The sequence below is a fragment of the Moraxella canis genome (genome assembly GCF_034424565.1).
GTDB lineage: Bacteria > Pseudomonadota > Gammaproteobacteria > Pseudomonadales > Moraxellaceae > Moraxella > Moraxella canis.
Genome location: NZ_CP139961.1, coordinates 327,177 through 342,900, shown reverse-complemented (window position 1 = coordinate 342,900; position 15,724 = coordinate 327,177). Strand labels below are relative to the sequence as shown.

15 protein-coding genes are annotated in these 15,724 nt (G+C 46.0%); 10 read left to right on the top strand and 5 right to left on the bottom strand.

Going from position 1 to position 15,724, the window contains the following annotated elements; genetic code table 11:
- Window positions 1–240: 240 nt before the first annotated feature.
- The 7 genes from serC to U0021_RS01450 are packed head-to-tail and all read left to right on the top strand — an operon-like array spanning window position 241 to window position 8,293.
- Window positions 241–1,332, top strand: a complete 1,092-nt coding sequence (serC, locus tag U0021_RS01480) for a 3-phosphoserine/phosphohydroxythreonine transaminase (RefSeq protein ID WP_078255759.1) — start codon at window positions 241–243, stop codon at window positions 1,330–1,332.
- Window positions 1,333–1,338: 6 nt separating this feature from the next.
- Window positions 1,339–3,288, top strand: a complete 1,950-nt coding sequence (locus U0021_RS01475; RefSeq protein ID WP_114801084.1) for an extracellular solute-binding protein — start codon at window positions 1,339–1,341, stop codon at window positions 3,286–3,288.
- Window positions 3,289–3,327: 39 nt separating this feature from the next.
- On the top strand, window positions 3,328–4,119 hold the full coding sequence (gene gloB / locus U0021_RS01470) for a hydroxyacylglutathione hydrolase (RefSeq protein WP_114801083.1): 792 nt from the start codon (window positions 3,328–3,330) through the stop codon (window positions 4,117–4,119).
- A 41-nt stretch (window positions 4,120–4,160) separates the two neighbouring features.
- Window positions 4,161–4,718, top strand: a complete 558-nt coding sequence (locus U0021_RS01465) for a manganese efflux pump MntP (protein ID WP_114801082.1) — start codon at window positions 4,161–4,163, stop codon at window positions 4,716–4,718.
- Window positions 4,718–5,770 carry an ABC transporter permease subunit gene (locus tag U0021_RS01460; RefSeq protein WP_114801091.1) on the top strand — a complete coding sequence of 351 codons (1,053 nt, stop codon included), beginning with the start codon at window positions 4,718–4,720 and terminating at the stop codon, window positions 5,768–5,770. The genes U0021_RS01465 and U0021_RS01460 overlap by 1 nt, the downstream gene beginning before the upstream one ends.
- The gene (locus tag U0021_RS01455; RefSeq protein WP_327037530.1) at window positions 5,770–6,813 is read left to right on the top strand and encodes an ABC transporter permease; all 1,044 of its coding nucleotides are present in this window, start codon (window positions 5,770–5,772) and stop codon (window positions 6,811–6,813) included. The genes U0021_RS01460 and U0021_RS01455 overlap by 1 nt, the downstream gene beginning before the upstream one ends.
- Window positions 6,797–8,293 carry an ABC transporter ATP-binding protein gene (locus U0021_RS01450; RefSeq protein ID WP_114800507.1) on the top strand — a complete coding sequence of 499 codons (1,497 nt, stop codon included), beginning with the start codon at window positions 6,797–6,799 and terminating at the stop codon, window positions 8,291–8,293. Before U0021_RS01455 ends, U0021_RS01450 begins: the two co-directional genes overlap by 17 nt.
- 27 nt (window positions 8,294–8,320) lie before the next feature.
- Here the strand turns inward: U0021_RS01450 and U0021_RS01445 are convergent, their stop codons facing one another.
- A complete protein-coding gene (locus U0021_RS01445; RefSeq protein WP_114800506.1) occupies window positions 8,321–8,797 on the bottom strand; it encodes an Lrp/AsnC family transcriptional regulator in 477 nt (158 codons plus the stop codon).
- 176 nt (window positions 8,798–8,973) lie between these two features.
- Here U0021_RS01445 and leuA point away from each other — a divergent pair, with 176 nt between their 5' ends.
- Window positions 8,974–10,686: a 2-isopropylmalate synthase gene (gene leuA, locus U0021_RS01440; protein WP_049235763.1), complete on the top strand. Its 1,713-nt coding sequence runs from the start codon at window positions 8,974–8,976 to the stop codon at window positions 10,684–10,686.
- 94 nt (window positions 10,687–10,780) lie between these two features.
- Here leuA and U0021_RS01435 read toward each other — a convergent pair whose 3' ends face one another.
- From U0021_RS01435 to U0021_RS01420, 4 genes are read right to left on the bottom strand one after another with little or no spacing between them, the layout of a single operon-like run.
- Entirely contained in the window at window positions 10,781–11,242 is a 462-nt protein-coding gene (locus tag U0021_RS01435; RefSeq protein WP_114800505.1) for a threonine/serine exporter family protein, read from the bottom strand.
- Window positions 11,242–12,141: a threonine/serine exporter family protein gene (locus U0021_RS01430; protein ID WP_114800517.1), complete on the bottom strand. Its 900-nt coding sequence runs from the start codon at window positions 12,139–12,141 to the stop codon at window positions 11,242–11,244. Before U0021_RS01430 ends, U0021_RS01435 begins: the two co-directional genes overlap by 1 nt.
- Before the next feature lie 21 nt (window positions 12,142–12,162).
- Window positions 12,163–13,341, bottom strand: a complete 1,179-nt coding sequence (locus U0021_RS01425) for an aspartate aminotransferase family protein (protein WP_114800504.1) — start codon at window positions 13,339–13,341, stop codon at window positions 12,163–12,165.
- 35 nt (window positions 13,342–13,376) lie between these two features.
- Entirely contained in the window at window positions 13,377–13,562 is a 186-nt protein-coding gene (locus U0021_RS01420; protein ID WP_114800503.1) for a DNA gyrase inhibitor YacG, read from the bottom strand.
- Window positions 13,563–13,889: 327 nt separating this feature from the next.
- Here U0021_RS01420 and U0021_RS01415 point away from each other — a divergent pair, with 327 nt between their 5' ends.
- Both U0021_RS01415 and U0021_RS01410 read left to right on the top strand, forming a co-directional pair.
- The gene (locus tag U0021_RS01415) at window positions 13,890–15,380 is read left to right on the top strand and encodes a DUF3360 family protein (protein WP_078255700.1); all 1,491 of its coding nucleotides are present in this window, start codon (window positions 13,890–13,892) and stop codon (window positions 15,378–15,380) included.
- A gap of 168 nt (window positions 15,381–15,548) precedes the next feature.
- Window positions 15,549–15,716 carry a hypothetical protein gene (locus U0021_RS01410; RefSeq protein WP_167366915.1) on the top strand — a complete coding sequence of 56 codons (168 nt, stop codon included), beginning with the start codon at window positions 15,549–15,551 and terminating at the stop codon, window positions 15,714–15,716.
- Window positions 15,717–15,724 lie beyond the last annotated feature (8 nt).

The following is a 15,724-nucleotide window of genomic DNA, read 5'->3' as shown; positions in this document are numbered from 1 at the left end:
ATAATTGTCATAATTTAATAGTGCAAAAATGCCTGCAAAAATAGAAAATGATTTTGCAAATTTGTCAGTTAAATGAAAAGCTACTAAGCTTTGATCTTGTCATCCTAAGCGATCGCTTATGAAAAATAATGAAGCCTTTTTTGAGGATATTTACTGATGAAATGTTTAAATACCGTCAAATGCCATAAATTTTCATGATATACTATGATGATTTATGGCGTCTTTTTTAAGGATAATAATATGACTCGTTTTGCAAATTTTTGTGCTGGTCCTGCCACCATGCCAACCGCCGTCCTTGAGCGTGCTCAAGCTGAGATGCTTGATTGGCAAGGTCTTGGCGCATCGGTGATGGAGGTTAGCCATCGTGGTGCGGATTATATTGAGATGGCTCAAAAAGCCGAAGCTGATTTGCGACAACTCATGGGCATCAGCGATGAATATGCTGTGCTGTTTTTGCAAGGCGGAGCGTCACTGCAATTTTCAGCAATCCCCTTAAATCTGATGAACGGCGGGACGGTGGATTATCTTGAGACGGGCACATGGTCAAATAAAGCCTATAAAGAAGCCAAGCGCTATGAGTCATTAGGTCTTGGTCAAGTTAACTTGGTCGCAACAGGCAGCGAAACACAGTTTAGCGATGTCCCAGATCCAAGCACTTGGCAGCTCACCGAAGGTGCAAGCTATTTTCATTATTGCCCAAATGAGACCATTCATGGTGTTCAGATGTTTGATGTGCCGACAGTTGAGGCGCCCATCGTCGCGGATATGTCATCGTGTATTTTATCTGAGCCGATTTCGGTAGATAAATTTGGTGTCATCTATGCAGGCGCCCAAAAAAACATCGGTCCAGCAGGCTTGACTTTGGTCATCATTCGTAAAGATTTATTAGATCAAGCCAGCGCATGGTGCCCGATGATCATGAGTTATAAAAATCAGCATGCCAATGACTCTATGCTCAATACGCCATCGACGTATGCCTGGTATTTATCAGGACTGGTGTTTGAGTGGCTGCTTGAGCAAGGCGGTGTCGAAGCGATCGCTAAAGTCAATCGCGCTAAGGCAGATGCTCTGTATGCCGCCATCGATGGCAGCGATTTTTATGATAATAAAGTCAATCCAAAATATCGCTCAATCATGAATGTACCGTTTCATTTGGCGGATGACAGTTTGGATAAGTTGTTTTTGGAAGAATCCAAAAAAGCAGGCTTACTAAACTTAAAAGGCCATCGTGCGGTGGGTGGGATGCGTGCCAGCATTTATAATGCCATCACACTGGAACAAGTTCAGTCGCTGACGGCATTTATGGCAGAGTTTGAGCGTAAGCACGGCTGATCATTGATGCGCTTGGCTTTTAGAGTTTGTCAAAAACCACGAATCGCATGGCTTGGTTCGTGGTTTTTGGTATTCATGGTGGCTTTATATGGCTGTGGCTACCATGATGATCATTCTTCTAATCATAAAACCAACCAGTCGGTATCTCAAGATACGGATACCAAATCATTAAATGTCCAACCAGATTTTTTAAATACGCTTGATCCTGCACCGCTTAGCCAAGCTCGGCGCGACAGTCATTTAACCGATCGGCTGCAGACTCAGACAGCTTTGGCGTTTAATAATAGTGCCCAATATGCTCATCTTAAGCATCTACCCTACGCCAATCCTCATGCACCCAAAGGTGGCACCCTGTCGATGGCAGCGATTGGCATGTTTAATAGTCTAAATAGCTTCATTGATCAAGGAGTGCCAGCGGCGGGCACCTTTTATTTGTACGACACTTTGATGGCAGGCTCGCTTGATGAAGCCTTTGTGCTGTATCCACAGCTGGCTGACAAGGTGAGCTTTGATCCAACTGATCGCAGCTGGATTATTTATCACATTCATCCAGACGCCCGATTTTGGGATGGTAGTGCGGTGACGGCTTATGATGTGCAAGCGACTTATCAAGCCATCTTATCAAAAGGCTTGATGTCTTGGCGGGCGTTTTTGTCAGGCATTGAGGCGATCGAGGTGCTAGACACCCATCAGGTTAAATTTTACTTTACGCCTTCGGCGCCGACTGACTTGGGGGCGACGGTCGGTTTGATGCCAGTATTTGCGCGTGATGATATCATTCAAAATTTTGATAAAATCAGCTTAACGCCGCTCATGGGCAGCGGTCCTTATCGCCTAGACCGAGTAGAGCCTTCACGCCGCATCCGCTATATCAAAGACCCGTCATATTGGGGGCAAGATATCATGGTCAATCAAGGGCGATTTAATTTTGATGCCATTGAATATGTGTATTTTGCTGATGAAGCGATCGCCTTTGAAGGCTTTAAATCAGGCACTTATCGATTTCGTATCGAAAATGATATCAAGCGCTGGGCGACTTTTGAGCCAAAAGCTGCCCATGGGATTTTAAAAGCTGCTATCCCAAATGATAATCCCGTGCTGATGCAGGGCTTGGTGATGAATCTTAGAAAGCCGCTATTTCAAGACATTCGCGTGCGCCGCGCACTGAATTTGGCGTTTGATTTTGAATGGACGAATGCACAGCTTTTATATGGCGAGTATGAGCGATTAAACAGCTATTTTTTTGGCTCTGAAATCCAAGCCAAAGGTCAACCCGATGAGATGGAGCGCCAAATTTTATCCAGCTTACCCTTAAATGATGACGAAAAATCCGCGCTAATTGGCGTGCCAAAACAGCCCATCTCTACCCACGATGGCATTAATCGCAGCAATTTATTAAAAGCCAAAGCGCTGCTTGAGCAGGCAGGATTTAGTTATCGGCAAGGTCATCTGATCGATCCGTCAGGAAAGCCTGTGCGTATCGAGATTTTATTGGCGGATGATCAGTATGAGGCTATCATTTTGCCATATATTACTCATCTTAAGCGGCTTGGTATTCAAGCCAGCTTGCGACGCGTGGATAATGCCAGTTATATTCATCGTAAGCGGCATTATGATTTTGATATGATTATTGATCGGTTTATGCAGGGCAATGCTCCAGGGGCGGAGCAGGCATATCTGTGGGGTAGCGCATCCGCCGATGAAATTGGCAATCAAAACACCATCGGTATAAAAAGTGCTGCCATTGATCAGCTGATCGATCGGCTGACTCAAGCGGACACTCGGGCGGATATCGTGCGCCATGCCAGAGTGCTCGATCGGCTGCTGCTGGCGGGGGAGTATATGATCCCTTGGTATGGCAAAACAACCACTGATGTGTTGTATTATAATAACTATCACCATCCCGACCGTCTGCCCAGTAGCAGCATCGGTTTGGATTATTGGTGGTATGAATAATTTTCAATAAAATTTTTTGAATACAGTTAAGGTGTAATGATGAAAAATTATCAGATTCAAGCGGTATCAGCTTTTGAGGATAATTATATTTGGCTGATTCATGATGACACCCAGGCGATCATCATCGATCCAGGCAGTAGCCAAGAAGTGCTTGATTATTTGAACAGGCATCAGCTGATAGCCAGTGCCATTTTGGTGACGCATCATCATGATGATCATACAGGTGGCGTGCGTAAGATTTTGAATGTTTATAAAGACTGTGCTTTGTATGCGCATGAAGAGCACGGCTTTAAAGAGTTGTCTTTTGTCAATTTGGTGGATGAAGGTGATGAATTTGGCGTGATTGGTCTGACCTTTAAAGTTTGGCGCACCGCAGGGCATACAGACAGTCACTTAAGCTATGTGGCGGATATTGACCAAAAAACGCGTGTCTTTTGTGGTGATACGCTGTTTAGTGCAGGCTGCGGGCGAGTGTTCACAGGTACGATGGCGCAGATGTTTGAGAGTATGCGTAGGTTTAATGAGATGGATGATGGGGTGGTTTTTTATCCTGCGCATGAATATACGCTGTCAAATCTTAAGTTTGCTCAAAGTGTGGCGATTGATGATGCTCAGCCGATGATCGATCAGGCGACCCAAGCAGTCAAAACCTTGCGCCAAGCAGGTAAAATGTCTTTGCCTGTGACTCTTGAGCACGAACGGAAAATCAATGTGTTTTTGCAAGCGTGCGATGCCCAAAAAGCCAAAGAATTTGCTGCCAAGCATCATTTGGCACAAGATGCTGCGCTGTCGGTATTTACATGGCTGCGCGAAAAGAAAAACAATTTTTAATCAGTGATGAGAGATAAAATCATTATCCCAAGGGCTGGTTTATGAGTTTGATTGCGCTGATCATTTTGGCATTGAGTATGTCGATGGATGCATTCTCTGTGGCGATTGCCAAAGGCGTGGCGACTCGTGATATGACGCTCGCCAAAGCGCTGCGTCAAGGATTGGTCTTTGGCTTGGTGGAGGCGATTGCGCCCATCATAGGCTGGGTGATGGGTCGTCTGGCGCATCAATGGATGCAAAGTGTTGATCACTGGATCGGATTTATTTTATTATCCGCTTTGGGTGTGCGCTGTATTTATGAAGGGCTGACGGGCGAACCAAGCGCTGAGTCTTCATCACAAACCGGCATTTGGCTGGTCATTACCGCCATCGCCACGAGTATTGATGCAACCGTGGTTGGTGTTTCGCTTGCGTTTTTGGAGGTGAATATTTGGCTGGCTGCGGCATTGATTGGTGCTGCGACGACTATCATGGCGACACTGGGACTTACTTTGGGGCAGCGACTTGGTGCACATTTTGGTAATCGCGCAATGGTCTTGGGCGGGCTGATGCTGATCGCCATTGGTACTTATATTCTGTACAGTCATTTGACGGGGTGATAATGCGTTATGTTCTAAAGCGTTTGGGGCTGATGCTGCCGACCTTGTTTGTGATTTTATGTATTAATTTTATCATCGTTCAGATGGCGCCCGGTGGACCGGTGGAATATCAGCTGACCAAAATCCAAAATGAACAACAAGCCCTAGCTGCTCAGGGTTTTGCGCTTGCCAATATCAACTATCAAGGGGCGAGCGGTCTATCACCACAGATGCTTGCAGAGCTGAACGCTCGCTTTGGCTATGATTTACCTTTGATTGAGCGTTTTTGGCTGATGATGTCAAATTTTGCTCGCTTTGATTTGGGCGAATCTTTTTTTCAGGGTAGGGCGGTGATTGAGCTGATTATAGAAAAAATGCCAATCACGCTTTTATTGGGAGTTTTGAGCCTGATAGTGATGTATGGTTTTGGAATTGTGATTGGACTGTACAAGGTGCGCCATCATCGGTCGTTGCGCGATTCTGTGTTGACGGCGGTTTTGGCGGTACTACATGCTTTGCCGGTATTTATGCTTGGGGTGCTTTTGCTGGTTTTATTGGCTGGTTCGAGCGGTTGGCAAATTTTCCCTATTCAGGGCGTGGTTTCCCCAAATTTTGAGCAGCTTGGCTGGATTGGCAAAATTAAAGATTTGCTTTGGCATTTAAGCTTACCAGTACTTGCTGGTAGTCTTGGTTCTATTGCTGGTATTGCTTATTTGACCAAGTTTAGTGTGATGACAGAGCTTGATAAGTCATATGTTCAAGCGATGCAGGCGCGGGGATTGACACGGACTCAAATCATCTACACCCAAGTGCTCAAAAATGCGCTGCTGCCCGTGATGTCGCATTTACCAATGGCGGTAGTGGGTGTACTGTTTTCGGGGAATTTTTTGATTGAAATTATTTTTGGTATTGATGGCATTGGGCGTTTGGGTTATGAGGCGGTGATGCAGCGAGATTATCCATTGATGTTTGGTATTTTATACATCTTTACGCTGATCGCAATGGTGGTGCAGCTCATCTTTGATGTGCTGTATCGCATGATTGATCCTAGAGTGGACTTTGAGGCTGTCTGATGCATCATTTGCCAGATGATTTACCCACAAAAAATCAGCCAATCAGCCGAATCGCAATTATTTGGCGAAAGTTTTATGCTCAGAAGCTTGCTTTGGTCTCTTTGTGTTTATTTGTGCTGATTTTGATTGTATCACTATGCGCCCCGCTGATCGCCAATGATAAGCCGCTGTATGTGCATTATCAAGGCGAGCATTTATTGCCCATGTTGCAGGCGTATCCTGAGACGAGATTTGGGGGCGACTTTGAAACGCCGACCAATTACCATGATCCTGCAGTATTAAAATTAATCCGTCAAAATGGCGATGTGTGGATGCCGCTCATAAAGTACGGTGAGCAGACATTGGTGCTGGATGCGCAGATGCCGCACCCAGCCGCCCCAAGCTTTGCGCATCCACTGGGAACAGATCAGGTAGGACGAGATGTACTGGCACGGCTGCTTTATGCGCTGCGTATATCGCTGATATTTGGCATAGGACTGTCTTTGATTGGCAGCATTTTTGGGGTGCTTGCAGGCTTATTGATGGGCTATTTTGGTGGGCTGACCGATTTATTCGGTCAAAGGCTCATCGAGATTTGGATTGGTCTGCCGCAGCTGTTTGTCATGATCATTTTGGCAAGTATCTTTGAGCCTTCATTGACGGTGCTATTTTTATTGCTGCTAAGCTTTGGTTGGTTGTCGCTGGTTTCGCTGACTCGGGTGCATTTTTTGCAGTCACGAAGATTGGATTATGTGCTCACCGCCCAAAATTTGGGTGTCCCTGCGTGGGTGATTATTTATAGGCACATTTTACCCAGTACATTTTTACTGGTGCTCTCACAACTGCCTTTTGTGATGGTGGCTAATATTTCTGCCCTAACCACCCTTGATTTTTTGGGATTGGGATTGCCGATGGGCTCAGCAAGCCTTGGCGAGCTTTTGGCACAAGGTAAAAACCATCTGGATGCGCCACATTTGGTTTTGTCAGGTTTTGTCGCTTTGGCAGTGGTTTTGTCGCTATTGATTTTCATTGGGGAAGGCTTAAGAAATGCACTTGCCAGATGAGCAAAACCCAAATAATCTGCCTATTTTGGCGCTTCAAGATTATCACTTAAGCTTAGGCGATCGTGTGCTGATCTGTGGCTTGACAGTGACGCTGTCGGCTGGCGAAATCTTGGGCGTCGTCGGTCGTTCAGGCGTCGGCAAAAGCTCTGTCATGCTGTCGCTACTAGGGCTGCTGTCGCCTGAATTTCAAGCTAAGGCAAGGTTTGCCGCCTTAGAAGATCAGCCAATTTTGCTATCTAAACAAGGTGATGAAACAGCCTTTTTGCCCATTCGAGGTCAAGGGATTGGCTATATTTTTCAGGAACCCAAAGCGGCATTTAACCCAATTCATACGATCGCCAAACACTTTGATGTTGTCTTAAGTCGGCTTAATACCCCCAAAAAATCGCGCAAATCTGTGATGCTTGAGCTGCTTGAACAAGTCCATCTGCCAAATCCAGCATCATTTTTAGGGCGTTATCCGCATCAGTTATCAGGCGGTGAGGCGCGGCGGATTAGCATCGCTTTGGTATTGGCGATGTCGCCTAAGCTGATCATTGCTGATGAGCCGACAGGGGCGCTGGATGCTGACTTAACAGATGAAATTTTGGCGTTATTGACCCAGTTATGTCAAGACAGATCCATCGCGCTCATCTTGATCAGCCATGATTTAGGCAGTATTGAGCACCGCTGCGATTGGCTGCTTGCCATGGATTATGATGATCAAGGCGCGCACCATGAGTTTGGGGCAGCTCAAGATGTGCTACAAATGCCCATCGCGCTTCGGCTACTCGAGGCTGATTATGGTGAACCTATCCCAATCAGCAGTGAGCGCGCCGTACTTAGGCTTTGTGATGTGAGTGTGGGATATCGCACATTTTGGTGGGTGCGCCAACAGCCAGTGATCCAAAATTTTAGCCTATGCATCCATCAAGGTGAGATTGTTGGTATCATGGGGCGCTCAGGCGTCGGCAAGACAACACTGGCAAAAGCGATCACGCGCTTAGATAGTGATTTGGTTGTCCAAGGTGATATGAGTATTGAGGGTAAAACCTTGTATCAGCTATCAGGGCGTGCGCTTAGGCAGGCTCGCAGGCGTGTTCAGATGGTCATGCAAGATGCACGCGCAAGCCTAAATCCAAACCTAACCATCGAGCAAAGCCTCAATGAAGCGATCTTAGCCGATCATGATCAGGCAAGGCAGATGATTGATGAGCTGTTGGGACAATGTCAGCTGCCAAAACAGATACTAAAGCGCTATCCCGATCAGCTATCGGGGGGCGAGTGTCAGCGTGTGTGCCTGGTGCGTGCATTACTTGCCAAGCCTTCGCTGCTGATCTTAGATGAGCCGACAGCGATGTTAGACCGTATCGCCATCGCTCAGCTGCTCAAGCTACTTAGGCACATCAATCAAACTTATCATACATCTATGATGATAATTAGCCATGATGGATCTGTCCAAAGCGCGATATGCCACCGCATCATTGAGATGGTACACTAAGGATAATTGATTTAAATTTAGATCATATTAAACGGCTGAGCGATTCAACACTTCTCGCAGCACAAAACTGGTGTGCAGCTGGCTGACACCGTCAATCTTACTTAGCCGATGTAGCAAAAATTCTTCATAATGGCGCATGTCTTTGACCAATACTTTGAGCAAATAATCTTCGCTGCGCCCTGTGACGACGCTACAACTGACCACTTCATCAAAGTTTTGAATTTGGTTTTCAAATTCGCAAAAGCGCTCGGCGGTGTGCTTATCCATACTCACCGCCACATAGACCGACAAAGAATAGCCAAGCGCATCAGGATTTGTGGCGGCGTGATACCCTGTGATGACGCCGGCATCTTCAAGTCGCTTGATGCGGCGGATGGTGGGTGTGGCAGACAGATTAATCTGTTCGCTGATTTCTGCGATGGATACTCGGGCATTGGTGGTGAGTATGCGCAGTATTTTTTGGTCAGTTGTATCTAAGATGACTTGTTCGTTGGGAGTACTCATTCAAATTATCCTAAATTATGGTTATTTTTACTATATATTATCATATATTTAGTACAATCATCTAAAATATCCGCAAATGAGTGCAAAAATAAGTAAAAATTGCTATACTTTCTTTGATAAAATTTAGCCATTAAAACATTTAATATTTAAAACTCAATTCACTTTTTGGAGCTTTTATGCCACACATTACCCCAAAAAATCCGGCATTTGATTTTAATAAATATCAGCCATTTGCATTTGCGCCTAAGCTTGAAAACCGCACTTGGCCTGATAAGACCATCACCAAAGCCCCGATTTGGGCAAGTGTTGATCTGCGCGATGGCAACCAAGCCTTGATCGATCCGATGAATATCGAACAAAAATTAAAATTCTTTAAATTGCTTGTGGATATTGGCTTTAAAGAGATTGAGATTGGTTTTCCTTCAGCGGCGCAAGTTGAGTTTGATTTTACGCGTCGCTTGATTGAAGAAGGTCATGTGCCTGATGATGTGACCTTGCAGGTATTAGTGCAGGCGCGAGAGCATTTGATTGACCGTACTTTTGAAGCGCTGCAGGGTGCGCGCCGCGCGATTGTGCATGTTTATAATTCTACCTCAAAAGTTCAGCGCGATAAAGTCTATCAAATGGATAAGCAGCAAATCAAACAAATCGCCATCGATGGGGCGACCATGCTGCGCGATAAGGCGAAAAATTATCCAGACACACAGTGGGTGTTTCAGTATTCGCCAGAAAGCTTTAGCCAAACCGAGACCGATTACGCGGTGGAAGTGTGTGACGCTGTCTGTGAAGTCTGGCAGCCTGAAAATGGGCAAGAGGTGATTTTAAACCTACCTGCCACTGTCGAGGCATCGACGCCAAATATCTATGCTGACCAAGTGGAATATTTTTGCCGACATCTCAAAGCACGCCCCCATGTGATCATCAGCCTACACACGCACAACGATCGCGGCTGTGCGGTGGCTGCCTCTGAGATGGGCATGATGGCAGGCGCGGATCGCATCGAAGGCACGCTACTGGGTAATGGCGAGCGCACGGGTAATATGGATATTTTGGTCATGGCGATGAATCTGTACACCCAAGGTATCGATCCTGAGCTTGATTTTAGTCAGGTCAGTGAAATTGTGCAAATCGTCAGTGAGTGTAATAATTTGCCAGTACATCCGCGCCATCCTTATGTCGGCGAATTGGTCTTTACTGCATTTAGCGGCTCACATCAAGACGCCATCAAAAAATCCTTGGATTATAACGAAAAACATCCTGAGACTGAGCAGCATTGGGATGTGGCATATCTGCCCATCGATCCGATGCACATCGGTCGCGGCTATCAAGATGTGGTGCGGATTAATAGCCAGTCGGGCAAGGGCGGGGCTGCCTATATCTTGCAGCGGCACTATGGCTTTAATTTGCCACGCTGGACACAAATTGACTTTGCCCGCGTGGTGCAGGCTCAAGCAGAAAGCATGGCACGCGAGCTAAAAACCGATGAATTGCTTGAAATTTTTACCCAAGCGTATCTTGAACAAGACAAATTCCGCCTAAGTGACTACACCATCAGTAATAAAGGCGGCGATGTCAGCTTCCAAGGTCAAGTGGCTGCGCCTGAAGAGGTGTTCGAAGTGATTGGTCAAGGTAATGGCGCCTTATCCGCCTTCATTGATGGGTTGGTCAAGTCCACAGGTAAGCAAATTCATGTCACCAACTATGCTGAGCATGCCATCGATAAAGCAGCTCGCAAGGATGGAGATACTGATAATCAAACGGATGCCGCTGCTGCTGCTTATATTCAACTGTCGGTAGATGGACAAATCTATTCAGGCATCGGTACTTGTAGCAGCACCGTATCGGCCATGCTAAAAGGCACCTTATCTGCTTTGGCACAGGCTTGGTAATTATAAGACAAAAAAAATCCTGCATGATTGCAGGATTTTTTGTGTTATCAATATAATCCATCTTTAATCACAGCTTAATTATCATAAAAATACATCAGACAATCGGCTTACGACGATAAAATAAAATGCCAGGAATGGACAATCCCAATACTAACGCTGAAATGACAAAGATCGCATCAAAAAAGTGGCTCATCATGACAATAAATAGATCCATACTAAACCCAAAATAGCCGATTTGTACCATGCTGACCATTGCCTTATAGGCGGCGATCCCTGGCATCATACAGATCAGGCTAGGCACGATCAGAGCTTTGGGCGGCAGACCATAGCGCTGTGCAAAATGCACGCCCAAAAAGCTGCCTGCCATCGCCCCAAAAAAAGTCGAGACCGCCAAATGCACCCCAAAGGCGACCATGATTTGCTTAAGACCAAAGCCAAGCGCCGTCACCATGATGCAGTGAATGATGTAGCGCTTAGGTAGCGTGAACATCAAGCACCAGCCTACTGTGATAATGCAAGATAGCAGGATTTTTTGGAGAATTTCAAGCCAATCCATCACAGCCCCCAGTGTGGAATCTGAAGAAAAATTAAAGTAATCACAATCCCCACACAAGCCGACAAGGTGAGCATGGTGGCAAACATCCATCGACCCACACCCATGTTCATATAGCCTTTTAGAATATCCGATAAGGCATTAATGATGGGAAAGCCAGGAACCAGCAGTAAGACACTGGCTGCAACAGCAATATCAGCATTGACGCCCAAATCCAAAAAATATGCCGATGCCGCCAATAAAGTTGCCGTAAAAGCTGTGATAATCACTACAACAAATGGATTAAAATGCTTCGCTAAAAGATAAACACGCATACGCATTGCCACAAAACTTGCAATCAAAGTGATCAATGACATCATCAGCGTACCGCCATTTAAGTAAGCGAAGCTTGCACAAGACAGACCCACAAAAAATGACATCAAGTTATTTGGATAACTGGTGCGATTCATGTGGTCAAAATCTTGCTCAATGCCATCAATCAGCGCGTCTTGTGCATCGGGTGATGGCGGCGCTTGCCGACTGTGCTGATCTAGCTCGGCTTTTAGGATGATCTGCTGAATTTGAACCAAAATGCTGACATTGATGCCTTGATGAATGGTGTTTCTAACCGTTGTAATGCAGCGACCTTGATATAAAGTGGTCAGTGTGACTGCATTAAAGGACAAACCACACTCCACGCCATCAATTCCAAGCGCTACCCCAAGCCGCTTGGTCAAATCGACCACCACGACCGATTCTGCGCCATATTGCATCAGCAGGAGCGCACAGCGGATACACAGCCTTGTGATGCGCTGCTGCTGAGCGTAGTTTAGGCGGCTGGCAGGCACGTCAAATAAAATGCTGGGCGTATCGTCGGCTGAGTTTGTCATTGGGTAACTTTGGATGGTTTGGATGTTTGGCATGGCATCACTCATATTCAAACTTCAATAAGATTGATTGAATAACCCCGCCAAAAAATCAGTCATTTTATCAATGAGCAAAGCGGTATCTTGTTTTGATAAATTCAATGCTGGTAACAAACGAATGACATTGCCGCCTGTGACATTGATGATCAAGTGGTGCTGATCGCGAGCGATATTGACAGCCTCGGTGAGATCGATCTCTTTTGGCATGGCAAAGCCAATCATCATCCCGCGTCCTCGTGCGCTGACCCCTTGTGCGCCAAATTTATCCACAATATGCGCGCGAATGGTATCGCCTTGGGTGCGTGCATTATCCATGATCACCTCATCAAGCACGTCATAAACGGCGCATACTACGCGGCTGCCAAGCGGCGTACCGCCATAGGTTGAGCCATGCGAGCCTGCACCAAATAGCCCAACGGCTTTATTGTTAACCATACAAGCACCAATCGGAAAGCCGTTACCCAAGCCTTTGGCGGTAGTCAGCACATCAGGTGTGATGCTTGAATATTGATAAGCAAAATATTTGCCCGTGCGACCATTGCCCGTTTGAACCTCATCGAGCATCAAAAGCCAGTTGTTGTCGTTGCAAATTTTTGACAGTTTTTCTAAATAATCATCAGGGGGTGTGTGTAAGCCGCCTTCACCCTGAATCGGCTCAACGAGCACCGCACAGATGTCTGGATCGCCAGACAGTGCCGCCACTGCATCAGCCTCCCCAAAAGGCACGCGCACAAATTCATCATCAAGTGTATAAAAGCCAGCACGCGCCTTAGGATTGGCGGTAGCAGAGACTGTCAAAAGCGTACGCCCATGAAATGAGTTTTCCATCACAATGACTTTAGGCTTGGCTTTACCTTGATTGTGCGCATAAAGACGAGCGATCTTTAAGGCGCATTCATTGGCTTCAGCACCGGAATTGGCAAAAAACACCTGCTGCATGCCGGCAGCTTGGCACAGCTTATCTGCCGCCTTTTCTTGCCAGTCAATGCCAAATAGGTTGCTGGTATGCACCAAACTAGAAGCCTGCTCTGTGATGGCTTGAGTGATGGCAGGGTGGCAGTGCCCAAGACCGCATACGGCAATGCCGGTCAAGGCATCCAAATAAGCCGTACCATCTTCAGTGTATAGGTATGAGCCTTCGCCACGCACAAAGCTGATGGGCTGGCGGGCATAGGTGGGCATGATGTGACTGTTCATGAAGCGTCCTTAATGTCTTTAATTTAAAGATGAATTTAATATTCTGATGATTCATCATGCTCAGGCAATGACAGCTCGTCGCCTGTAATTGAATACTCATCAGATGCCCACGCACCCAAATCAATGAGCTTACAGCGCTTTGAACAAAATGGGCGGTTTGGGTTGTCAGACCATGTGGTCGGCGTCTGACAGATTGGGCATGGATAGGTGACTTGAGTCATAATTTATGATACTAAAAATAATGTGTATTTTATCATAATTTGGCAAAACTAAGCAGCCAAATCCTTGAATGGCTGACATGATAATTTAAATTGTCTATATAATTATACAAAATTTGCATAAACATGCCGCTTAATACCAATGATAACTACACTTTATGCCATTTTTGCAAAATACATCAGTTTTTCTTTTAAAGTTATAAAATTCATAAAATAATACATGACAGAAATATTAAAGCAAGCTATAATCCCACGCGATCAATTTAGAATAAGACCAAAGAACTGCAGCAGCAGACGAATTTAATCAATAGCAATAATAAGGAGAATATTGTGAGTGATTCAAATCCGGTCACCGATGATGATATCTTAAACAAATCATACCGCGAACTGCATCGTCCTAGCTCAAGTTTTGAGACGCGTGATGATTATCTCAAGCACGAATTACAAATCATGAAACCGCGTCGCTGGCGTGCAAACCTACCTTTTCGTGATTACCGCTTTGAATTAGAAGACACCATCCCTGCGATGGCAGGTACCATCGGTAAGATTGTGATGGTGGGCGCGATGGCGGCTGCATTTGCTGCGCCGTTAGGGCTTGGCGAGGCGTTTGTTTTGGAAAACGTGCGTTATGAGATGTTGATTGCGGCGGTATTTGTGCTGCTGTTGTCGGGATTTTTATTGCCGACAGCGAATTTGGCTGGAACACATGGACCCTTGATTCCGCTGATTCCACTGGTGGTGGCAGCAGGTGGTCATCCATTGGCTTTTGGTCTTTTGATTGGTGTATTTGGAATATTACTTGGATTATTTAAGGGCGGCTCATTGCTTGCTAAGCTGACCAGTAACGGTGTGGCTGGGGGGCTTTTGCTGTATTTGGGCTTTGTGGGATTGACCGCTCAAGTCAAAAACATGATGGCGTGGTCTGAGTCAATTGGACTGCCGCATTTGGCATTTATCATCATCATTGCAACGATTGTGATGTATGCCTTGCTTGAGCATTGGCAAAAAAGATGGCTGGCTGTACCGATTGGCTGTGCCTTGGCTGGGTTGATTGCATTTGCTTTAGGTGCGCCATTTGAGTTTAAGACTGAGCCTGGATTGCCGCCGCTAAACCCAATGTACTGGTGGGGCGAGGACACTGGCTGGACGATGGGATTGCCAGACTTAAAAGCGTTCATCGTAGTGTTCCCTTTTGCGGTGCTTGCTGTTGCGATGTGGTCGCCTGACTTTTTGGGTCATCAAGTATTTCAAAAAATCAGCTATCCACCCAATACTGAGCGCACGCACATGAATATCGACGATACCATGATCAGCGCTGCCACTCGTCAAGCAGCAGGCTCGATCCTAGGTGGTGCAAACTTTGCGTCATCATGGGGGACTTATATTGTACCTGCGGCGATCGCCAAGCGTCCGATTCCTGCTGGCGCTGTATTGACCGCAGTTTTTTGTATCGTTGCGAGTATTTGGGGTTATCCGATGGATTTGGCAATTTGGCAGCCTGTGTTGTCAGTTGCGCTGATTGTTGCGGTGTTCGTGCCGCTACTTGAAGCAGGCATGGAGATGACGCGTAAGGGTAAGACCACGCAGTCGGCGGCGATTGTAGTATTTGCGTCTGCACTGGTGAATCCAGTCTTTGGCTGGTCATTGACAATGATGCTGGATAATTTGGGTTTGATTGGGGACAAGCAGCGCAGCGTCGAGCTTGGTTTATCAGGTCGAGTGGTCATCCCATTGGTAGGATTTATCGTGCTTTGCTCTGTCATGGCTGCCGTTGGTATGTTCCCAGGCATACCTGCGTTATTACCGCAGTTTAGACTCTGATTTTTGATTGGTTCCATAAATCGCTCCACTGATTGGGGGCGATTTTTTTATGACTCATATTTTTATGGCTCATATAGATGGTGTATAGCCCCAGTCATTGCAAAATGAAGGCAATTATGCTAAATTGTGCGATTTAACTCTTTTATAATCAAAGCCTTGGAGATTTTCATGAAACAAAGCGAGCAGACCACTTTTAACATGCGCGTAGACAAGCATTTGGTCGAGCAGTTCAAGCAAGCGGCGCGAGATAATAATCGTACTGCAAGTCAGCTACTGCGCGATTGCATGATTGAATATGTTAAGAAAAATCGCCAAGCGGATATGTTTAAGCGTTAATTTACTCA